At 35.1% G+C, this 23,584-nt stretch carries 18 protein-coding genes and 1 pseudogene; 7 read left to right on the top strand and 12 right to left on the bottom strand.

Annotated elements, in window-relative coordinates:
- Positions 1-128: 128 nt before the first annotated feature.
- Positions 129-1,034, bottom strand: coding sequence for a recombination-associated protein RdgC (locus FPB0191_RS10185; RefSeq protein ID WP_039105844.1), 906 nt, complete (start codon positions 1,032-1,034; stop codon positions 129-131).
- Positions 1,035-1,143: 109 nt separating this feature from the next.
- A complete protein-coding gene (locus tag FPB0191_RS10180; RefSeq protein ID WP_146202378.1) occupies positions 1,144-1,890 on the bottom strand; it encodes a MipA/OmpV family protein in 747 nt (248 codons plus the stop codon).
- A 299-nt stretch (positions 1,891-2,189) separates the two neighbouring features.
- Between FPB0191_RS10180 and glnS the strand changes: the two genes are divergently transcribed.
- From glnS to adhE, 5 genes and pseudogenes are all read left to right on the top strand, one after another.
- On the top strand, positions 2,190-3,848 hold the full coding sequence (glnS, locus tag FPB0191_RS10175; protein ID WP_039105839.1) for a glutamine--tRNA ligase: 1,659 nt from the start codon (positions 2,190-2,192) through the stop codon (positions 3,846-3,848).
- Positions 3,849-4,060: 212 nt separating this feature from the next.
- Positions 4,061-4,360 (top strand): annotated as a pseudogene (locus FPB0191_RS12615) (glutamine--tRNA ligase); the annotation flags it as partial.
- A gap of 199 nt (positions 4,361-4,559) precedes the next feature.
- Complete coding sequence (locus FPB0191_RS10170; protein WP_039105837.1) at positions 4,560-5,129, top strand: hypothetical protein; 570 nt, start codon at positions 4,560-4,562, stop codon at positions 5,127-5,129.
- A gap of 190 nt (positions 5,130-5,319) precedes the next feature.
- Entirely contained in the window at positions 5,320-6,120 is an 801-nt protein-coding gene (tcdA, locus tag FPB0191_RS10165) for a tRNA cyclic N6-threonylcarbamoyladenosine(37) synthase TcdA (protein ID WP_039105835.1), read from the top strand.
- A 313-nt stretch (positions 6,121-6,433) separates the two neighbouring features.
- Positions 6,434-9,106 carry a bifunctional acetaldehyde-CoA/alcohol dehydrogenase gene (gene adhE / locus FPB0191_RS10160; protein ID WP_039105833.1) on the top strand — a complete coding sequence of 891 codons (2,673 nt, stop codon included), beginning with the start codon at positions 6,434-6,436 and terminating at the stop codon, positions 9,104-9,106.
- A gap of 182 nt (positions 9,107-9,288) precedes the next feature.
- Here adhE and purD read toward each other — a convergent pair whose 3' ends face one another.
- The 10 genes from purD to FPB0191_RS10110 all read right to left on the bottom strand — a co-directional run bounded on the left by purD (position 9,289) and on the right by FPB0191_RS10110 (position 21,143).
- Complete coding sequence (gene purD, locus FPB0191_RS10155) at positions 9,289-10,575, bottom strand: phosphoribosylamine--glycine ligase (protein ID WP_039105830.1); 1,287 nt, start codon at positions 10,573-10,575, stop codon at positions 9,289-9,291.
- Between the two features lie 64 nt (positions 10,576-10,639).
- Complete coding sequence (gene purH / locus FPB0191_RS10150; RefSeq protein WP_039105827.1) at positions 10,640-12,229, bottom strand: bifunctional phosphoribosylaminoimidazolecarboxamide formyltransferase/IMP cyclohydrolase; 1,590 nt, start codon at positions 12,227-12,229, stop codon at positions 10,640-10,642.
- A 149-nt stretch (positions 12,230-12,378) separates the two neighbouring features.
- Positions 12,379-13,122 carry a carbonic anhydrase gene (locus tag FPB0191_RS10145; RefSeq protein ID WP_052236934.1) on the bottom strand — a complete coding sequence of 248 codons (744 nt, stop codon included), beginning with the start codon at positions 13,120-13,122 and terminating at the stop codon, positions 12,379-12,381.
- 196 nt (positions 13,123-13,318) lie between these two features.
- Positions 13,319-15,235 carry an ABC transporter ATP-binding protein gene (locus FPB0191_RS10140; protein ID WP_039105824.1) on the bottom strand — a complete coding sequence of 639 codons (1,917 nt, stop codon included), beginning with the start codon at positions 15,233-15,235 and terminating at the stop codon, positions 13,319-13,321.
- Positions 15,236-15,430: 195 nt separating this feature from the next.
- On the bottom strand, positions 15,431-16,792 hold the full coding sequence (gene trkA / locus FPB0191_RS10135) for a Trk system potassium transporter TrkA (protein ID WP_039105821.1): 1,362 nt from the start codon (positions 16,790-16,792) through the stop codon (positions 15,431-15,433).
- Between the two features lie 171 nt (positions 16,793-16,963).
- Positions 16,964-17,962, bottom strand: coding sequence for a tryptophan--tRNA ligase (trpS, locus tag FPB0191_RS10130; protein WP_039105820.1), 999 nt, complete (start codon positions 17,960-17,962; stop codon positions 16,964-16,966).
- Positions 17,963-17,990: 28 nt separating this feature from the next.
- Positions 17,991-18,683, bottom strand: coding sequence for a phosphoglycolate phosphatase (locus FPB0191_RS10125; RefSeq protein WP_202965339.1), 693 nt, complete (start codon positions 18,681-18,683; stop codon positions 17,991-17,993).
- The gene (rpe, locus tag FPB0191_RS10120; RefSeq protein WP_039105818.1) at positions 18,680-19,354 is read right to left on the bottom strand and encodes a ribulose-phosphate 3-epimerase; all 675 of its coding nucleotides are present in this window, start codon (positions 19,352-19,354) and stop codon (positions 18,680-18,682) included. Before rpe ends, FPB0191_RS10125 begins: the two co-directional genes overlap by 4 nt.
- 181 nt (positions 19,355-19,535) lie before the next feature.
- Entirely contained in the window at positions 19,536-20,024 is a 489-nt protein-coding gene (gene folA / locus FPB0191_RS10115; RefSeq protein ID WP_039105816.1) for a type 3 dihydrofolate reductase, read from the bottom strand.
- Between the two features lie 51 nt (positions 20,025-20,075).
- Entirely contained in the window at positions 20,076-21,143 is a 1,068-nt protein-coding gene (locus tag FPB0191_RS10110; RefSeq protein WP_039105813.1) for an MJ1255/VC2487 family glycosyltransferase, read from the bottom strand.
- Positions 21,144-21,404: 261 nt separating this feature from the next.
- Here FPB0191_RS10110 and FPB0191_RS10105 point away from each other — a divergent pair, with 261 nt between their 5' ends.
- Positions 21,405-22,862 (top strand): LTA synthase family protein, encoded by a 1,458-nt coding sequence (locus FPB0191_RS10105; protein WP_039105811.1) that lies wholly within the window; start codon positions 21,405-21,407, stop codon positions 22,860-22,862.
- A 91-nt stretch (positions 22,863-22,953) separates the two neighbouring features.
- The gene (locus FPB0191_RS10100) at positions 22,954-23,580 is read left to right on the top strand and encodes a LysE family translocator (protein ID WP_039105810.1); all 627 of its coding nucleotides are present in this window, start codon (positions 22,954-22,956) and stop codon (positions 23,578-23,580) included.
- Positions 23,581-23,584: the final 4 nt, after the last annotated feature.

Here is a 23,584-nt window from a genome sequence, read left to right as displayed (position 1 = left end):
AGTTCAGCTAACCTCTTTCTTATATCGTAATTCATACATAAATACTATGATATAGTATATCACAACAATTTTATAATTAAATGGTTTATCTTCTTTTTACAATAGGAAATTCCAATATATTTAAATAGTTATAACTTGTTTATAATATTTTTCAACGTTTCGAATGTTTTTAACAGAGTATTCGACATTAATATGAAGTCAGCATCTAATTTAAGATTTTTTTCTTCTGGTAGAAATTCTTCATTCTTATCCAAGATAACATTATCAAACTTAATTCGTTTGAGAGTCCAATCTCGATTTAAGATAAAACTAACGCCACTTTCATCAATCAATTTTATTTTGCTAACTTGTTTACCTGAATCAATATGAACAAAGATTTCTTGACTCTCCACATCTTGATTCTTACATTTCACGATGATGTTTTCTTCAATAGCATCTTTTAATTCAATTTCATCACCCAATAATATAGATGGAAAATGTAATGATTGTTTAACCCATGTGGTTAGGCTTTTTTCTAATGGAATTTCTGTGGAGTAAGGTATTAATGCTAAAGAACCCATCTCTTTACGCAGTAAAGCTAGTATGTCTTCTGCCTGTTTAAAGCTACTGCTATCAATAATGACTTGTTTTTGTTTGGTATCAATCCATAACCAGACAAATTGATACTTACTAAATGCACGCGGTAACAAATCTATATATACTTCATCTTTTAGCGCTAGCTTTTCTGATTTTTTTAACTTACGGTTTAATGATTGTTCTTGCTGAGCTGCTTTGTCGTTTAAAGCTTGCTTGATGACCGATGCTGGGAGTATTTTTATCTCTTTTTTTAGTCGTAATAATATTTGACCATCAATTTCAACTAATAAAGGATTATTTTCACCTTCACCATAAGGTGAAACCCATCCAGAACGAGTGCTTTCTATATTACTACATGGTATAAATGGGCAAGCGTTAACCGCTTGTTCAATGGCTTGTTTATCTAAAAGATTATCTTTATTTAACTGATAAATAATCGCGTTTTTAAACCAAAGCATAGTTATAGTTTTTTCCTAACGAATAAATGAATTAAAAATTCAGCATAATATGATTTAACAATTTTGACACAAATTTATATTTGTACAAATTAAATCCAACTATAATGCCTTAAAATTGGTAATTTATACCAACATAGAGATTGGGAATCGTACTATTAGCAATCATAGGACTATTTTTAACATCTCCTGTTAGTTTATCTATTCTAACTCCAGCAAATGTATTGATATGTCCAGTTAAATGATAATTAGCCGTAAAAGAAAGATAAGGTGAAAGAGTGCTTTTAGCATGATGATAAGCTAAACCTGAACGATTTGCTTCACGATGCGAAACACCATAATAATAATTATTATGCTGAGTATTTGCCCAATTTATACCGCCTGTTTGAATAAAGGTCCAGTTTTTATAAAAAATCGGAAAAGTATAATTAGTATCAATTAAAACACTGTGACTTTGATTTAATAAATCAACAGAAAGTCCGGTAGAAAAAACGCCAATTAGTGTCGTTATTTCATATAACAATTCTGATGCTAAAGTAGAGTGGCGTTTATTTAATTTTTTTAGCCGTCTATCATCACTATTACTTGGTTTGAATTCTGAAGATAAATAATTAAACCCAATTGAAAGTTCTTGTTGATGATGATTATAAAGATAAGCACCAACACTTGTGTCATCGATAAAAAATTTACCATTATCATAATCAATATGGGGTAGTGGATCGTATTGACTCCCATAACCTTTATAAGGAGAATCACTGGCACTAACACCTAATCCAAATGATGGAGGCTCTGCGCGTAATGAAAATGAAGTAAAGATAAACATTGTCACGATCGCTAAAGAGGCAGTATACCTATTCACAATAAAGCTCAATTACCTGAAAAACAAATTTTTCATCATTATAAATCAATTTCTTATCTATTGCTTTGATTTTACAATTACATTAATCACTTTTGATGAAAGAACGGGATAATTTAGTTGCTGCTATTTTTATGTGCTTTATTCATTATGCTAATCAATATCGCATTGGCTTAATTATATAAAATATAATTCTGATTTAAGAACATTCCCGAACTTAGAAAAATTTGTTATATTCACTAACAATTTATTTTAGCTTATTGCATATTGGCAATACATATTAAGAATTAGAGGATAATGTCATGAGTGGGGTTGAGGCTCGTCCAACTAACTTTATACGTCAAATTATTGATAACGATTTAGCTGAGGCTAAATATAAAACTATCCAAACCCGTTTCCCACCAGAACCTAATGGTTATTTGCATATTGGTCATGCTAAATCGATTTGTTTAAATTTTGGCATCGCTCAAGACTATCGTGGTAAATGTAATCTTCGATTTGATGATACCAATCCAGCAAAAGAAGATGTCGAATATGTGGAGTCAATCAAATATGATGTGCAATGGTTAGGTTTTAAATGGGATGGCGAAGTTCGTTATTCATCAGATTATTTTGATCAGCTTTATCACTATGCAATCGAGTTGATTGAGAAAGGTCTAGCTTATGTCGATGAATTGACACCTGATGAGATCCGTGAATATCGTGGCACTTTAACCCAACCGGGCAAAAATAGTCCTTATCGTGATCGTTCAATAGATGAAAATCTGTCATTATTCAATAAAATGAAAAATGGTGATTTTGCAGAAGGTAAAGCCTGTTTACGAGCCAAAATTGATATGGCTTCTCCATTTATTGTCATGCGTGACCCGGTGTTATACCGAATTAAATTTGCCAGCCACCATCAAACAGGCGATAAATGGTGCATTTATCCAATGTATGATTTTACCCATTGTATTTCAGATGCTATTGAGAACATCACTCATTCATTATGTACCTTAGAGTTTCAAGATAATCGTCGTCTATATGATTGGGTGTTAGACAACATTACGATTAGCGCTAGACCGCATCAATATGAATTTTCTCGACTGAATTTAGAATATGCTATCACTTCAAAACGTAAGCTTAATCTATTAGTGTCTGAAAAAATTGTTGATGGTTGGGATGATCCTCGTATGCCAACAGTATCAGGAATGCGACGTAGGGGATATACACCGGCTGCAATCCGTGATTTTTGTCAACGTATAGGTGTGACGAAACAAGAGAATACGGTTGAAATGAGCACGTTAGAATTCTGTGTGCGTGAAGACCTGAATCAAAATGCTCCACGTGCGATGGCTGTTATTGATCCAGTTAAAGTCGTTATTGAAAACTATTCAGATCATTTAGATGAGGTTCTGAATATGCCAAATCATCCAAACCGACCAGAATTAGGAAATCGTGAAGTTGTATTTACACGAGAATTATTTATTGATCGTGCCGATTTCCGCGAGGAAGCAAACAAGAATTATAAACGCTTGGTTTTAGGTAAAGAAGTTCGTTTACGTAATGCTTATGTCATTAGAGCGGATCGTGTTGAAAAAGATGAGAATGGCGAGATAACAACTATCTATTGTAGTTATGACCCAGCAACATTAAATAAAAACCCAGAAGATGGTCGCAAAGTTAAGGGTGTCATTCATTGGGTATCAGCTAAATTTGCTTTACCTGCTGAAATCCGTCTCTATGATCGTTTATTCAACACACCAAATCCAGGGTCGGCTGATGACTTTTTAACAACAATAAATCCTAACTCATTAATTATAAAACAAGGGTTAGTTGAACCTAGCCTACGAAATAGTGAGCCAGCAGTAGCCTATCAATTTGAACGCGAAGGATATTTCTGTTTAGATAGTAAATACTCAAGTGACGATAAATTGGTCTTTAATCGTACTGTCGGTTTACGCGATAGTTGGAATGAATAATAACAAAGCTAAGCATATTTAAACCGCCATTAGGGCGGTTTTTTTTATTTATCTGAGCATATGATATTAAGTTAAGATTTGAAATTTATTTAATCATATCAATATGTTAATCAGAATTACCGATTGGTAATATTCCCGTCAATATGCCTATAATCATGTTAATTATTGTATTAACTTGGTAAATATTGGGTGGAAGAGAATGAAAAAATTAAGTTAAGGGTGTCATTCATTGGGTATCAGCTAAATTTGCTTTACCTGCTGAAATCCGTCTCTATGATCGTTTATTCAACACACCAAATCCAGGGGCGGCTGATGACTTTTTAACAACAATAAATCCTAACTCATTAATTATAAAACAGGGGTTAGTTGAACCTAGCCTACGTAATAGTGAGCCAGCAGTAGCCTATTAATTTGAACGCGAAGGATATTTCTGTTTAGATAGTAAATACTCAAGTGACGATAAATTGGTCTTTAATCGTACTGTCGGTTTACGCGATAGTTGGAATGAATAATAACAAAGCTAAGCATATTTAAACCGCCATTACGGCGGTTTTTTTTATTTATCTGAGCATATGATATTAAGTTAAGGTTTGAAATTTATTTAATCATATCAATATGTTAATCAGAATTACCGATTGGTAATATTCCCGTCAATATGCCTATAATCATGTTAATTATTGTATTAACTTGGTAAATATTGGGTGGAAGAAAATGAAAAAATTACTGTTATTATTACTCGCTTGGGTCTTATTGAGTTTCCAAATTAATTATGCTGTATCCAATCCACGAAATAATGATAGTGCCTCGGGTAACAAAGCGGTACAACCCAAAACAGCGCTGGATATGCCTGAAAAAAGTAATTTTTTTCATATTGCTTTTCGGAAAGTAGCAGTACCACAATCATCTACTTCAAATAACCATGTGCAACGCGTATATCTTTATGCTAATAATTATGATAATGCACGGATTTTCATTATGGATGAAAAGATTAGTAGCGAAAGTACAGCAATGAAGATTTTATTACAACAAGCAACAGCTCGCGGAAATTACAAACCACAAGTCAAGCAATATAAAGATGTACAATATATCGAAGGAACCGACATGAAAATGAATGGTCGTTACATTATTGTGCTAGATTATAATAAAGCTACCAAACGCGCTATGATACGTTCATTAATGTATCAAAAGAAACCCAAAAATCGCGATTTCTTTTTAATTGCAAACAGTGTAAAAGAAACACAATTAGTCGATGAATTACTTCATTTTGGTCGAAACTTGTAACTGTATCTATAAGCTATCATCTTTAGGAAAATCGATTTAGGTGAAAAAAAGACTAATAACCTAAACATTTTTATTAGATGGTTACTTAAACTAACTTAAATAATTATGTTAATGATAAAAATTCCTCACATATTGCACGAAATTCGCAGCACTGTTAGTATTACGCCATTTTTTTTAATATGAGATAAATATGTCTAACACATTTTCTGACGATTATTATCAACGCTTTAGTGGCATAGCTCGTTTATACGGTGAGTCGGCACTTGCGACATTTTCACGCGCACATATTTGTGTGATTGGTATTGGTGGCGTCGGTTCATGGGTGGCGGAATCTCTTGTGCGTAGTGGTATTGGTGAAATTACATTAATTGATATGGATGATGTATGTATTACTAATACCAATCGGCAAATTCATGCACTTAAAAGCAATATCGGTCGAGCTAAAACAGAAGTTATGGCTGAGCGATTAAAACAAATTAACCCACAATGCCGTGTTCATTGTATCGATGATTTTATTAATCAAGATAATGTAAGTGAATATTTAGGGGAACGAACTTCACCTAGATTTCAATTTATCGTCGATGCGATTGATTCAGTACGGGATAAAGCGGCAGTATTAGCCTATTGTCGAAGAAATAAGCTTAAAGTTATTACCATTGGTGGTGCAGGTGGACAAAAAGATCCAACTAAAATTCAAATTGCAGATTTAGCCAAGACAATACAAGATCCACTGTTAGCTAAATTGCGCGAGCGTTTAAAAAATAATTATAAATTAACTAAAGACAGTAAAGGTAAATATGGTATTACTTGCGTATTTTCGACCGAACAATTGACTTATCCCACTGTAAATGGGTTGACCTGTCAAATTAAAAGTGAGGCACAAGGCGTAAAAAAGATGGATTGTTCGTCAGGATTTGGTGCAATAACCACCGTAACAGCGACATTTGGTTTCGTTGCTGTTAGCTATATATTAGCTAAATTAGCCTCTTAACTTATTATTTTTAAAAGAAAAATTGTTCTGAACGTGACATTTTGTTACGTTCATCTTTTTAATCATTTACTTCGTTGAATTTCCTAACTTATTGTTTTATTTAACAAAAAATATTTATGTGATTTTTACTCCAACAAATTGTGCCTGTTATCGTAATTTAGTATTGAATAGATGTACAAACTGATTTAGGATAGCGTCATTCGTCTAAAGGAAAATCTAACAATTAGAAATACTAAGTGGCAAGGATGCCCATAAAAAATAGAGACGGCCAGATTTAAACTTAAACTTAAATTTAAAATTAGGAGATAGTAGTATGGCAGTAACTAGCTTAAAAGAGTTAGATGAACTTCTCGTGCGCGTTAAACAAGCACAACAAGTTTATGCAACCTTCACTCAAGAGCAAGTTGATAAAATCTTCGTTGCAGCAGCAACAGCAGCAGCAGCAGCCCGAATTCCTTTAGCGCAACAAGCTGTTGCCGAATCAGGAATGGGTATTGTAGAAGATAAAGTAATTAAAAATCTATTTGCAGCAGAGTATATTCTAAATAAATACCGTAATGATAAGACTTGTGGTATTGTTGCTGAAAATGATCCGTTTGGAACCATAACTATCGCAGAACCACTTGGTATTATTTGTGGTATTGTTCCAACAACTAATCCAACTTCCACTGCAATTTTTAAATCTCTCATCAGCTTAAAAACTCGTAATGCGATTGTTTTTTCACCTCACCCGCGTGCTAAAAAATCAACTATTGAAGCAGCTCGTATTGTATTGGATGCAGCGATCAAAGCGGGGGCACCAAAAGATATTATTGGTTGGATTGATGAGCCATCTATCGAATTATCAAATGCATTAATGCATCATGATGATATCGCAGCTATTCTTGCAACGGGTGGTCCTGGTATGGTGAAAGCTGCTTATAGTTCAGGTAAACCAGCACTAGGTGTAGGAGCAGGTAATACGCCAGTAATTATTGATGAAACCGCGGATTTAAAACGTGCAGTTGCTTCTGTATTAATGTCTAAAACTTTCGATAACGGTATGATCTGTGCATCAGAACAAGCAATTGTAGTTGTTGATTCAGTATATGATGAAGTACGTCGTTTACTAACTCACTACGGTGCTTATGTTCTTAATGCAAAAGAAACTAAAGCGGTTCAAGGCATCATTTTAAATGATAAAGGTGCTTTAAATGCTAATATTGTTGGTCAGCCTGCAACTAAAATTGCTGAGCTAGCTGGTATCAAAGTTCCAGCAGGTTCTAAAGTATTAGTTGGAGAAGTATCTAAAGTTGATTTATCTGAACCATTTGCTCATGAAAAACTATCACCAACTTTAGCTATGTTTAAAGCAAAAAGCTTTGAAGATGCCGTTGATAAAGCTGAAAAATTAGTTGAAATGGGTGGTTTAGGACATACTTCAGTTTTATACACTGATCAAGATAGGAATCGTGAACGTATTACTTATTTTGGCAGCAAAATGAAAACTTGCCGTATTTTAATCAACCAACCTGCTGCTCATGGTGGTATCGGCGATTTATATAACTTTGATTTAGCACCTTCTTTAACATTAGGTTGTGGATCATGGGGAGGAAACTCAGTTTCAGAAAATGTGGGTCCAAAACATCTTATCAACAAGAAAGTTATCGCTAAGAGAGCAGAAAATATGTTATGGCATAAATTACCAAGTTCTATTTATTTCAAACGTGGTTCACTCCCAGTTGCTTTAAGTGAAGTTATTGAACAAGGTGCAAAACGCGTTTTTGTTGTAACTGATAAGTTCTTGTTCAACAATGGTTACTCAAAACAAATTACTGATCAATTAGAAGCACAAGGTGTAATTTGCGAAACTTTCTTTGATGTTGAAGCTGATCCAACTTTAAGTGTGGTTCGTAAAGGTACTGAATCAATGAGTGCGTTCAAACCTGATACAATTATTGCATTAGGTGGTGGTTCACCAATGGATGCGGCAAAAATCATGTGGGTACTTTATGAACATCCAGAAACTAAATTTGATGAATTAGCATTACGTTTCATGGATATCCGTAAACGTACTTGTCACTTCCCTAATATGGGTGAAAAAGCAAAACTCATTTGTGTAACAACTACTTCTGGTACAGGTTCTGAAGTAACACCATTTGCGGTAGTAACTGATGATGCTACAGGTCAAAAATACCCATTAGCGGATTATGCAATTACACCAAATATGGCGATTGTTGATGCAAATTTAGTGATGACTATGCCAAAATCATTATGTGCTGCTGGTGGTTATGATGCCGTTACTCATGCATTAGAAGCTTATGTATCAATTATGGCAAGTGAATTCTCCGATGGGCAAGCATTACAAGCATTAAGTTTATTAAAAGCTTACTTACCAGCCAGTTATAAAGAAGGTGCTAACAACCCAATTGCTCGAGAAAAAGTACATAGTGCAGCAACATTAGCAGGTGTAGCATTTGCTCAAGCATTCTTAGGTGTTTGTCACTCTATGGCGCATAAAATTGGTGCAGCATTCCATATTCCACACGGTGTGGCAAATGCGATGTTAATTAGCAATGTTGTACGCTTTAATGCAACAGATAAACCAACTAAGCAAGGTACGTTCAGCCAATATGGTCATCCTAAAGCGGTTAGCCGTTATGCGGAAATTGCAGATCATTTAGGTTTAACGTCTGCATCTGATAAAGATGATAAGAAAGTTGAAAAATTAATTGGTTGGTTAGATCAATTAAGAAAAGATCTTGATATTCCTTTCTCTATTAAAGAGTTTGGTATTGATGAGAAATTATTCTTATCACAAGTTGATCAACTTGCAGTTGATGCATTTGATGACCAATGTACGGGTGCAAATCCACGTTATCCGTTAATTGCTGAATTAAAACAAATTCTTCTTGATACATATTATGGACGTCCATATCAAGATAAAGGCGATATCAGCGAAGACGTAGCAATCAAAACTGCTGCAAAGGGTGCAGCTAAAGCTTAATCACTGATAGATTAAATTAGCTAACGCTTAACGTGATTCCCGATGTAATTAATCGGGTAACAAAAACCTAACACACAATCTGTGTTAGGTTTTTTTTTTGATAAATATAAAAATGCCGATTATTTTGTATTGACAGAATAATCGGCAGCAAAATTAGTGTTGGATTAAATGATTAAAACCAATTATGTTATTTCACGTTCAATAGCACGGTAGCCAATATCATGTCGGTAAAAACAACCACGCCAGTGGATTGGCTTAAGTAAGGCATAGGCATGTTGTTGAGCTTGTAAAACACTATTGCCTAAAGCGGTTACACACAATACTCGTCCACCATGGGTATAAACTTTGCCATTTTCTAACACGGTACCCGCGTGGAAAACTTTGCTATCAGGCGTTGAGTTAAGCGGTAAGCCATGGATTTCATCATGCGTAGTATATTTGCCCGGGTAACCATTGGCTGCCATTACAACCCCTAATGCAGGTCTAGGATCCCATTTTGATTGTATAGAATCTAGCTTGCCATTCACTGCGGCTAAGCATAATTCTACTAAATCAGATTGCAATCGCATCATAATTGGCTGAGTTTCAGGATCACCAAAACGACAGTTAAATTCAATGACCTTAGGATTGCCTTGTTGATCAATCATTAATCCTGCGTATAAAAATCCAGTATAAGTATTTCCTTCCGACGCCATACCATTTACAGTTGGGTAGATAATTTGCTCCATTACTCGATTAAATATTGCAGAAGTCACTACCGGAGCAGGTGAGTATGCGCCCATACCTCCGGTATTTAGACCTGTATCATGGTCACCCACGCGTTTATGGTCTTGACTGGTTGCCATTGGTTCAACATTTTTTCCATCGACCATTACAATAAAACTAGCTTCTTCACCATCAAGAAATTCTTCAATTACAACTCTATGACCTGCTTCACCAAAAATATTCCCAGCTAGCATATCTCGTACTGCATCTTCCGCTTCTTTAAGTGTCATAGCAACGATTACGCCTTTACCGGCAGCAAGACCATCGGCTTTTATGACAATGGGGGCGCCTTTTTCTCTAAGATAAGCAATAGCCGGTTCAATTTCAGTGAAATTTTGATATTCAGCCGTTGGGATTTTATGACGAGCTAGAAAATCTTTGGTAAAGGCTTTTGAGCCTTCCAGTTGAGCAGCAGCTTGTGTTGGACCAAAAATTGCTAAACCTTCCCGACGAAAGGCATCTACGACACCAATAACTAATGGTGCTTCAGGACCTACTATCGTTAAATCAATGGACTGTTGTTTCGCAAAAGTAACTAATCCTTTAATATCAGTAACCGCTATATCTATATTCTGTAGCTTAGTTTCCAGTGCTGTACCTGCATTACCTGGTGCAACAAAGATTTGACTGACTAATGGTGATTGTGCCACTTTCCAACCCAATGCATGCTCACGACCACCACTACCAATAATAAGTACTTTCATTAATTTTTCCTTTAGTTAGAATTGATTTTCTACTTTTTGCTAGCGTTATCTGTGATTAATATTATTAATGACGGAAATGTCGCATTTGAGTGAAGATCATTGCCATATTATGTTCATTAGCGGCTTGAATGACTTCATCATCGCGAATTGAACCACCGGGCTGAATAACGCATGTGACTCCAACTTTTGCCGCAGCATCAATTCCATCTCGAAATGGGAAAAAAGCATCTGAAGCCATGACGGAACCAGCAATCGATAGATTTTCATCTTGCGCTTTAATTCCGGCGATTTTCGCTGAATAAACTCGACTCATTTGTCCTGCTCCAATTCCAATAGTGGCATGATCTTTGGCATAAACGATGGCATTGGATTTAACAAACTTGGCTACTTTCCAACAAAATAAACAGTCAGCTATTTCATCTGCGCTAGGTTTACGCTGTGTTACGATGTGAAAATCGGTTTCATTGACCATTGCTAGATCACGATCTTGTACTAATAATCCGCCATTTACACGCTTAAAATCCCAACCACTTTGTCGTTGATCCCATTTACCACAAACTAAAACTCGTATGTTCTTTTTGGTAGATAATATGTTTAATGCCTCCTCTTCAATGGATGGGGCAATAATGACTTCTACAAATTGCTTCTCAATAATAGCTTGAGCGGTTTTTAGGTTAAGCGGTTGGTTAAAGGCGATGATACCACCGAAAGCCGAGGTTGGATCAGTTTGATAAGCACGCAGATAAGCATCATAAATTGAATCAGCTACAGCCACACCACAAGGGTTAGCATGTTTTACTATGACGCAAGCAGGTTGAGAAAACTCTTTGACACATTCAAGGGCTGCATCAGTATCAGCTATGTTATTATAAGATAATTCTTTTCCCTGTAATTGTGTTGCTGTAGATACACTGGCTTCAGATAAGTTATTTTCAATATAAAATGCTGCTTTTTGATGACTATTTTCCCCGTAACGCATATCTTGTTTTTTAGTGAACTGTAAATTAAGTGTACGCGGGAACTGTCCTGAAAGCTGTTTAGATTCATTAAAATAAGGGGTTACAAATTGTCCGAAATAGTTTGCAATCATACCGTCATAGTGTGCAGTATGTTCAAATGCTTTGACTGCCAAGTTAAAACGAAATTCAAAGGTTAATGCATTCTGCTGATTATCCATCATTTTGATGATAATATCATAATCTTGATTATTTACGACGATAGCGACATCTTGGTGGTTTTTGGCCGCTGCTCTTACCATTGTCGGTCCACCAATATCGATATTTTCAACCGCATCTTCGAAACGGCAATCTGGTTGCGCCACAGTTTTAGCAAACGGATAAAGGTTAACAACTACCATATCAATAGGTGCAATATTATGTTCTTGCATTATTTGTGAATCAACATCACGACGTCCTAATATTCCACCATGAATTTTGGGATGTAGCGTTTTTACACGCCCATCCATCATCTCTGGGAAACCAGTATAATCAGAAACTTCAATAACAGGTATATGGTTTTCTAATAGGAGTTTGGCAGTTCCGCCAGTGGATAGAATTTCAACATTACGTTGGGAAAGGGCTCTTGCAAATTCAACAATACCAGTTTTGTCTGACACGCTTAACAGGGCGCGTCGAATTATACGATTTTGTTGCACTGTAGTTCTCCAAATGAGCTTTGAAGTTAAATTGAGTGTGCAGTATACAAAAAATGTAGGTAAAAGTTTAGTAAATATAACATAATCTACAGAAAATGGTCTATCAACTAATAGACCATTTATCTAAAAAAGAACTCTTTTTCAAAGAGTTAATTTGAAATGATAAGACGCCCATGTAATGGTTGGACCGGGCGGTTATTATGATGTTTGAATACGGATTTAAATTTTGTAATTTCTGATTTTGATAATGTGATTGGTTGTTTTAGCACTATCCATGTGACCCCTTCAGAACACGGTGGCGTAGTTAATGAACCAGAAAAACGATAGTAATCACTAACTTCAGGTAAAAAAGTACGAATATCGATACCATTAATATTAGTTGGGGTATTTTCTTTATCATTCAATAAGCTTAATAACTGCGCAGCAATTGGATTACTTTTTCCTTCCTCTAACATAACAGCCATTACTAATAACTCACCGTCTTTATTTTGATTAACAAAATGCGCTTCCATAGGATAAGTTTTACCATTGATTTGATTTTCACTTGGGGCATGGAAATGGAATTGTGTTAATTTGAATTGTTCACCATCTACAGTTAGGTAATCATTGGCATTTTTGTCATTGATTTGCACAGTGTGACCATTATTAATAATTGTACCTGAAATCAAATCATAATGAATGTCTAGATTATTTACTTCTGCATGAATAGGCCCAGTAATATTAACGGGTGATTGGTTTTTACCAAGATCGCACATTTGATATTCTGGTGACAACTTACCCCAATTTTCCGGTGTTTCTTTCCCTTCATAACCCCAATGAGGGCCAGCTATTGCGGATGCCATAATTCCGGTACAGGCCATTAAAATTGGAAGTGTTTTAATTAGTTTTTTCATTTTTCTTTAATCCTAAATAATTTGATCTAATCTAGAGCATACTATTTTACGCCACATATCTATCTCATCAAATATATAGCTTACTATTTTAAAGTTACCAATTAATTAGTGTTGGATTGATGATAAAAAAGTGTGAATAATCCCCAAAAACAAATTTGTTAATGGGGATACTATTGAGTAGAAAGGAAATAGGAAATTATGTAATTAGAACAAAATTATCCAATTGTTCTTGAATATCTAACCAATTTTTTTCTTGTGTATCTAAGTCAATTTTTAATTGATTTTGTTTTAATAGCAAATCTGTCAATTTAGTTTTATTTTGTGAATCATAAAGTTGTGGATCAACGAGTTGTTGCTCAACGGCATCTAAAGATGATCTGATCTGTTCAATACGGTTTTCAGTTTGTTGTAACGCTTTTTTTAGTGGTTGCATTTGTGCTCTGAATTCCGCTTCTTTTCGTTTTAACTCTTTTTTTTCTTGCGCTGAAAGATTTTCAATTGGTGGTGTAATGATTTCAGTCTCTTGCTTCTTATTATCTTTTTGATCATTATTGAGCCATTTTTGATAATCTTCTAAATCGCCATTAAATGGTTCCACTAATTGATCATGTACTAAATAAAATTCATCTGTGGTTGAACGTAGTAAATGGCGATCATGGGATACCACCACAATTGCCCCTTCAAAATCAATTAGCGCTTCGGTTAAGGCTTGTCGCATATCCAAATCTAAATGGTTAGTCGGTTCATCAAGCAAGAGCAGATTAGGGCGTTGCCAGACAATCAATGCTAATACTAGTCGGGCTTTTTCTCCGCCTGAGAAGGTCTTAACCGCTTCTTTTACTTTATCACCGCGAAAATCAAAACCACCTAAATAATTACGCAATTCCTGTTCGGTATGTTTAGGATCAGCAATTTGACTTAAATGCCATAATGGTGATTCATCAGCACGAAGGTATTCTAATTGATGCTGTGCAAAATAGCCTAATTGAACATCTTTAGCTAGAAGAATATGACCTGATTTTGGCTGTAATTCACCTGCTAACACTTTAATTAATGTTGATTTACCCGCTCCGTTTCGTCCAAGTAAACCAATTCGTGAACCAGGAACTAAATTTAATTTAATATTATTCAATACAATTTTATCACCATAACCCGCGACTACGTTTTCCATTGTAATGAGCGGACTTGGTAAAGCTTCAGCCGGCCGAAATGAAAATTGAAATGGATTATCAACATGAGCCGGAGCAATTTTTTCCATTCTTTCTAACATTTTTAGGCGACTTTGAGCTTGTCTTGCTTTGGTAGCTTTAACTCTAAAGCGATCAATATAGCTTTGCAAGTGGGCAATTTTATGTTGCTGATTTTCATATAGCGACTGTTGCTGTGCCAATTTGACCGTACGTTGGTTTTCGAATGAAGAGTAGTTACCGGTATATTCAAATAATTTTTGCTGTTCAATATGAATAATTTTATTGACCAGTGGGTCGAGGAAATCTCTATCATGTGAGATTAAAATTAATGTACCGTTATAATTCTTAAGCCATTTTTCTAACCACATAACAGCATCAAGATCAAGATGGTTAGTTGGTTCATCAAGTAATAATAAATCAGAACGGCACATTAAAGCTTGTGCTAGGTTCAACCGCATACGCCAGCCACCAGAAAATGACTTAACCGGTAAATATATCTGTTCTTGACTAAAGCCTAGCCCGTCTAATAGAGTGGCTGCCCGAGCCTGAATACTCCAGCCATCAATATCCTCTAATTTACTATGTAATAATGCAATTTCATTACCATCGTTTTTTTCATTGGCAATAGCTAATTGTTTTTCTAAGCTTCGATACTCACGATCACCATCAATAACATAATCAATAGCGGAAATATCAAGAGCAGGTGTTTCTTGATCTACCCATGATAACTGCCATTGAGATGGGAGAGATACTTCACCTGCATCGGTGATAATTTCACCTTTAATTAAAGAAAACAAGGTTGATTTTCCGGAACCATTTTTACCCACTAAACCCACTTTCTGTCCGGGATTAATTTTTGCGGATGCCTTATCCAATAAAAGATTGACACCACGACGGATTTGAATGGACGAGAATATAATCATAAATTACCTGCTACTAATATCTTTGTTGTTACTACTATCGTTTTTATTCATCTTACCAAACTAATCATAATAATATTGAGATTGTTGCTCATTTTGATTTATATACATTTAATTCCAAAATACAGACAAAATGAATAATCACGATAAGATTGATCTGAAACTGTATTAATGACTAATTAATCTGAAATGGGGTATTTAAAGTAATTTTTCAATATCATTGATACTTTTACGATCTGATAAAAAAATAATGAGATGATCATTATCTTCGATGACAATATCTTCTCTATCAATAAGTACATCATCACCACGAACAATAGCGCCAATGGTTGCGCCCGATGGTAAACGAATTTCATTAATTGTTCGTCCGACTAATTTTGATGTTTGACGATCACCATGAGCGATTACTTCAATTACTTCGGAATTACCTTGTCTTAGTGATACGACTTTAACAATTCCCGACTGGCGGATATGGCTTAACAGCGCTGAAATTGTGGTTAACTGTGGTGAGATTGCAATATCAATGACACTTTCATTAATCAGTTCTAAATAGGCTTGTCGTTGAATCAGTACTATAACCTTTTTAGCGCCCATTCTTTTGGCTAGCATAGCGGACATAATATTAGATTCATCATCGCCCGTGACAGCAATAAATAAGTCTGTCAATTCAACCTGTTCTTGAGAAAGTAATTCTTGATCGGCTGATTCACCATGCAAGACTGTGGTATTTGCTAATTGTTCAGCAATAAGTTCGGCATTTTGTATATTTTGTTCAATTAGCTTAACTTGATAATCTTCTTCTAATTGTTTAGCTAGAGTAACAGCGACACTTCCGCCACCACTAATCATAATCCGTTTAAATGGTTTTTCTAAGCGTTGTAGCTCACTCGTTACCGCTTTAATATTTTGTGGCGTTGTGATGAAGTAAACGAGGTCTCCCGCTTCAATAATTGTAGTCGCAATGGGGCGGATAAATCGGTGTTGGCGATAAATCGCGACGACTTTAACCTCTACATGAGGTAAATGTTCTTTAATTTCTGATAATTCACTTCCTACTAATGCTCCACCATAATAAGCCGTTACCATAACTAAATAGACTTTATTATCATAAAATGATGCGATTTGTAGCGCCCCTGGATATTGAACTAATTGACTGATATGCTGGGTAATCAATTTTTCAGGAGAAATGATATGATTAATAGGAATACCATTATCAATTGAGAAAAGAGGATAATCATCATCGCTGTATTCGGAGGCTCGTATACGGGCAACTTTTTGTGGAATATTAAATACTGAATGTGCAATTTGACAAGCTAGCATATTAGCTTCATCTGAATTAGTTACCGCAACAAGCATATCCGCATCTTCTGCGCCGGCACTTTGTAATACTTGAGGATAACAAACTTTACCATGGATAACTTGAAGATCAAATCGTTCTTGCAGGGATTGCAGTTTTTCTGTTGCTTCATCGATGACAGTTACATCATTTGAGTGTTCAGTTACCAAATATTCAGCCAGCGCGCTACCAGTTTGACCTGCACCAAGGATAATGATTTTCATAGTAAAACCTAAACATGAATAAATTAAATACAATCTGAACACGATATTGAAAATAATATACCGTGTTCATATCGACATCATACCATATAACGCTATCTTTATATGGTATAAAAATGGATATTGGCTAAGCTCTTTTGAACTAATCCTAATAAGGTGACAATATGTCACCTATTATCTGATAAAACCAATGGCATCATAGACTTGATTTAAGGTAGCTTGAGATCTAGCAGTCGCTTTTTTCGCACCATCATGCATAATATCGAACAGAATATCTTCATCATTGCGATATTGATAATAACGTTCTTGTAATTGTGCTAGCATTGCGGAAACTTGCGTTGCAACTTCAGTTTTCAAGTGTCCATACATTTTACCTTCAAATTGCTGCTCAAGTTCAGCAATTGGCGTTCCTGTAATTCCCGTCAAGATATCTAATAGGTTGGATACTCCTGCTTTATTTTTTACATCATAACGCACTATTGGTGGATCATCAGAATCAGTGACAGCACGTTTAATTTTTTTCTCGACATCTTTAGGATTTTCTAATAAGCCTATCACATTGTTCCGATTTTCATCGGATTTAGACATTTTCTTACTCGGATCTTGTAAAGACATGACTCTTGCTCCAGCTTGAGCAATAAATGGTTCAGGTACCTTAAAGATTTCACCATATAACGCATTAAAACGACTGGCAATATCACGTGTTAATTCAAGATGCTGTTTCTGATCATCGCCTACTGGAACTAGATTGGCTTGATAAAGAAGAATATCGGCAGCCATTAATACGGGGTAATCAAATAAGCCGGCATTAATATTTTCAGCATGTCGAGCCGATTTATCTTTAAACTGTGTCATGCGACTTAATTCACCAAAATAAGTATAACAGTTTAATACCCAAGCTAATTCTGCATGAGTAGGTACTTGCGATTGAACAAAAATGGTACTTTTGTTAGGATCGATACCGCAAGCCAAATATAGCGCAAGTGTATCAAGTGTGGCTTTTTTTAGTTTTTCCGGATCTTGTCTAACGGTAATCGCGTGTTGATTGACAATGCAATATATACAATCATATTCATCTTGTAATTTTACCCAGTTGCGTAGTGCACCTAGATAGTTACCTAAAGATAACTCGCCAGAAGGTTGGGCACCGCTAAAAACAATCGGTTTACTCATAATATATTCCTATTATTTAAATTATTCGCTATTTGGTCGGAGCGATCTTAGGACATGGTAATAATGTCAAAATATCGGCAAAGTGATCGAATACATAGTCAGGGTGACTATTTGCTATTGGTTCACCATAGTTATAACCATAAGTTAGCCCCACAGTTATACACTGTGCATTTTTAGCCGCTGTAATATCATTTTTGGAATCACCCACAAATAACAATTGATCATTGTACAGTCCAAAACTAGCCATAACTTGATAAAGAGGGGCTGGATGTGGTTTAAGTTTAATAACGTCACCGCCACCTAAAACTAAATCAAAAAAGGGCGCTAAACCGAGGGATTTCAATAACGAAGGTAAAAACTCACGAGGTTTATTCGTCACTAAAGCGATAGCATAATTATTTTCTTTAAGCGTTTGCAATGTACTAAGTACACCGGGAAACAATTTTGTTCCCTCTTCAATCACTTGATCATAATGGTGATTAAAGGCACTCTTCGCCTGGGATAATTGTGTTTGTTCACCACCCACAGCTTTAAGAATTCGCTGTATCATTACATCAATACCATTACCGACCCAATTTTTAACTTGATCACAAGTGACACTTGGAAGAGATAAATCGGTTAACATTCTTTGTGCTGCAAGAGTAAGTCCGGGAACGCTATCGACTAAGGTACCGTCCAAATCAAAGGCAATAGCCTGAATATCATTAGGTTTATTCATCATTCTTTTACCATCGCAAGTTGTAGTCTCATTGCATCAATGACTGTTTTATAATCTGGTGCACCAAAAATAGCTGATCCTGCTACGAACATATTGGCTCCCGCTCGTGCAATTTCAGCAATGTTATCTACTTTTACACCACCATCAATTTCGAGACGAATATCGCGACCAATCTGATCAATTCGTTCACGAACTTGTTTTATTTTGGATAATGTATGTGGAATAAATGATTGCCCCCCGAAACCTGGATTTACTCCCATTAACAAAATAATATCAACTTTATCTAATACATAATCTAAGCAATTAAGGGGAGTCGCAGGGTTTAAAACAATACCGGCAGTGCAACCATGATCTTTAATTAATTGTAAGGAACGATCCAAATGTAGAGTTGCTTCTGGGTGAATCGAAATATTACTGGCACCGGCTTTGGCAAAAGTTGGGATTAATTCATCAACAGGAGAAACCATTAAATGAACGTCAATTGGCGCCATAATACCGTAATCACGTAATGCTTTACAAAACATCGGTCCCATCGTTAAATTGGGCACATAGTGATTATCCATCACATCAAAATGTATAACATCTGCGCCTGCATTAAGTACCTTTTGCGTGTCTTCTCCAAGTTTAGCAAAATTGGCAGATAAAATTGACGGTGCAATAAGATAATTTTTCATGATATTAACCTTTTATTTTTTGATATCAGCAAAAAAATCGATCACTAAGCATAGCCAATCATTATATACACTTTGTCCGGTAAATCCAATGGTCGCGACAAGTCAGGAAAGAGGCACTATATTGGTATTTCATGCTATATCAAATTCGGTTTGCGATATTGTTCGTCGATTTATTAAGAAACTAATTTTTCTCTAATATTTCAAATCGATAATTATAGGGATTCTTTTCATCAATTTGATGATCTTCTACATAAATCTGATGCCAGTGCTCACGTTGATAGTCAGGAAAATAGGTATCACCAATTGGGGCTGTATCTATATGAGTTAGGTATAAGCGGTTGACGAGCGGTAATGCTTGTTGATAGATATTTCCGCCACCAATGATAAAAATCTCCGAACTGTCTTTTTCTACAGCCAGTGCGTCAGATAGTGAGGTTACCCAAGTGATATTAGGATTATCACTCGTTTGAGGGGTTCGACTGATAATAATATTATGTCGATTTGGTAGTGGACGCCCAATTGATTCGAATGTTTTTCTACCCATAATAACAGGTTTATTTATTGTGTTTTTTTTAAACCAAGCTAAATCAGCCGGTAGGTGCCAAGGCATTTGGTTATTTAAACCAATAACTCGATCTTTGGCCATCGCCACAATAATACTTAAAATCATAAAATTGCTCTTTGAAATCTGTTGTTAATATTTTCTAAATCAAATTTTAAACTAAAGTCCATAACCCAATTCAATAATTTTTTGTTGAACGTGGTTAGGAAAAGTTGTTTGTTGCCATAAATGGCGACTTAACTCTGATAAAGGCTCCTTTTGCCCTGATACAATCCATTCCGCTAGTTGCGGTGCAACTTCTGGATAAATAACCGGTTCAGGTGATGATTGATTCAACCAATATTCTAATAATGACTTATTAAGTGTTTGCATTACGGTTGCAAGTTCTAATTTTTCAAGACAGTGGCCATTATAGATTTGCTCAAATTGACCTAATACTGGTTTAGTGAGTATTTTTTTACCCAGAACGAGTGCTTCAGAAATGAGAGCAAAACCAGTATTGCTGATTACTCCGGAACATGATGCGATAGCTTGCGTAAACATATCTCGGCTTAATGGGTAAAGATTAATGTTACTTTCTACCAATGGTTGTTCTATGCTAGGATGAAAGCAGTCAAAAGCATATTGTTGACTGAACGGTTCAAGTAAATTGATAATATTTTCCAACGATTCGAATGGTAAATAAACGACAATTCTTCCATTTTCTTCATGCTTTGTCATCGGGTCAATAATTGGCGGTATTAATGAATGACCAAAGTGAAACCAGTGTAAACCTACTGGATCAGTTACTGGCGCATAAAATTTCATAATCGCATTGGCGATAAGCCCATACTCTTTGGGTTTTAGATATTGGCAAATTACTTGATTGCTGATTCCCAAACACTGGCGTTCTTGATGATAAGCTGCCCAAGCACTAACGGGTTCGAAATCACTAATAATAGTATCATACTCATCCAAGTTTAATTCACGGACATCTTTTATTAAACGGAATGCTCTAATTCGACTGACAGTTTTACGAATATTGATTTTTCCATTTTGTGTGACAAAACTCATTCCTTTGTAGGTTTTATAATTACCAAAATCGTTCATATCAAAATAGTCTTTAGCATCTCGACCACTAAAAATATAATCAACTTCGGCTCCAGCAGCTTTCAAGGCTTTAGCTAGAGTTCGACAACGGCTTATATGACCATTGCCTGTTCCTTGAACGCCAAAAAGGATTTTCATTTTATTTCCTTATCGTTTCAATATGTTTCAAATAACTAATTATGTATCATATCAGAATCTAAAGAAACGAGCATAAAAAATGCGAAATAACCATAATTATTATGATAAAACGGGGTGAAAAATCGCCATAATTCAATTCGTTAAGCTTTTTTGTAGATAAAAAAGAGCATTTTATATTTATAATTACTCTGATATAAAACTGAAAAAATATAGCTTTAAGTATATACTATTTGCCATTTTAATTAATGGTTTATAAAAAGAATGATGTTTTTCCCAATTAATGTTTGGATTGTTATGCCATTGGTGATTATCACCCTTATGTTAGCTTCCTTAGTTAAGGCTAAAAAAGCAAAATTAATCTGTATTGTGATAATGACTGTTTTTATAGTGATGGAAATAATTTCGATCTATTTTAGTGGCGGTTTTATTGATTATCAGTTTTTTGTTAATTTGAATATAAATGATATTTGGGAAGGTTTGTTAATTTTTAAATTGCAAGCTTTACTAACTGTTGTTGTATTTTTTAGTTTTATATTTCTATTAACCAAGTTATCAGTAATTTGCCAAAATAAAATTAATGTTCAAATTCGGTTAATGATATTGGTCATTATGGCAATGTCACTAAATTATCATCATGGACCTTTTGATAAATTAACTGAATTATATCAAGTTACTAGTGCACCTAAGCAAGATTTTTCGCAAGCATTAGCAACGCTTAAAATGCAAGATTATCCGCATAAAGATCAATTATCGGCTAGCAAAGGTAAAAATATCATTGTTATTTCATTGGAGTCTTTTGAACAGGGCTTTCTAGATTTTAATCAGCTGACCCCGAATTTAAATCAATTACGTCAAAAATATGACTTTTATGGTGATATTCCAATGGGTAAGGGGAGCTCATGGACTACGGCATCAATGTATACTTATATGACAGGTATACCATTTTTGGTGGGTGGAATACGGACTATGCCATTTGCGCCTTATTCACAAACACAATTAGTCACTCTTCCAGATGTGTTACACAAGGCTGATTATCAAACGCGCTATATTATTGGTGGTCCAACGTTTGCTGGAATAGGTCATGTTATCTCAATGTTTGATGTTGATATTATCAGCGAAGCTAATTATCAGGGACAGTACCCTCAGGCTCCTTTTGGATTATATGATAAAGATATTTTTGCTATTGCTAAAAGACAAATTAATGAATTATCAGATAGTGACAAACCATTTGCTTTATTTATTTCCACGATTTCAACCCATGCACCGAGCGGATTTTATGATCAGCGCATGGAAAAGGTCATTGACAAACGCGATGACAATATGGAATTTGTTGCCGCTTCGTTAGATTATAATCTGGGGCAATTTATGAATTATCTTGAGGAAAAAGGGCTATTAGAAAATACCGTATTTTATATTTTTCCTGATCATTTGATGATGGGAGCAGGAACACCAACAATTGCCAAGCTATCTGAAAAACCGCGTTCTCTTTATTTGATCACTAATGCAAGTAAGTCAGATCTTGGTCAATATGCTGCCATGCCAAATAATATTTATCAATTAGATATGCCACGGATTATTCTTAATGGCGCCGATGTCAAATCTAATGCAAAATTCTGGACAGATTATCTCCATATTGAAAAAGGTAATAATCGTGCTGAGTACGTTGAACAAGTTTTAACAAATCTAGCCACATTAAATCGTTCAGCAGCCTTACCTTAATAGCTGTATGAAAACATGATCATTCATTTAATATTAAAGACGAGTTAGGTGCACTCTTTATTAAATATTAAGAGGTTTTGAAATTGAGTTTATGATGAATTATGATTTATTTATCGTTGTAGCAACCATTAGTTTATTAGGTATGGTTTCGCCTGGACCAGATTTTTTTATGGTTGTTAAAAATAGTTTAAACTACCAACGCAAGTATGCATTAATGACTTGTTTGGGAGTTATTATGGGAATCTTTACCCATATGAGTTATTGTATAGCAGGTATTGCGGTATTAATTAAAACTACACCTTGGCTATTTACCTTCTTACGTTATGCGGGCGCTGCTTATTTAGCTTGGATTGGTTTTAAAGCATTACTTGCAAAAAATAGCGGGGTAAGCTATGTAAATCAATCAGCTAAGATAATGAATGTTACCTATCGTAAAGCTTTCATACAAGGCTATTTATGTAATTTACTCAATCCAAAAGCCACTTTATTCTTTCTTGCTATATTCACTCAAGTGTTAGCATTAGATTCATCTTTAATGGATAAATTGATTGTTGCGTTCATCATTTTGGTTGAAGCAATAATCTGGTGGCCAATTGTTACAGCTATATTTCAATCAGAACTTATTCAACGACGTTATTTTAAAATACAATTTTTGGTGGATAAGTTATTAGGTTTTATTTTGCTCGGTTTAGCCATTAGAGTTGCATTCGATTATTAATAGT

The organism is Frischella perrara (assembly GCF_000807275.1).
GTDB lineage: Bacteria > Pseudomonadota > Gammaproteobacteria > Enterobacterales > Orbaceae > Frischella > Frischella perrara.
This window is presented reverse-complemented; position numbering and strand designations above follow the sequence as displayed.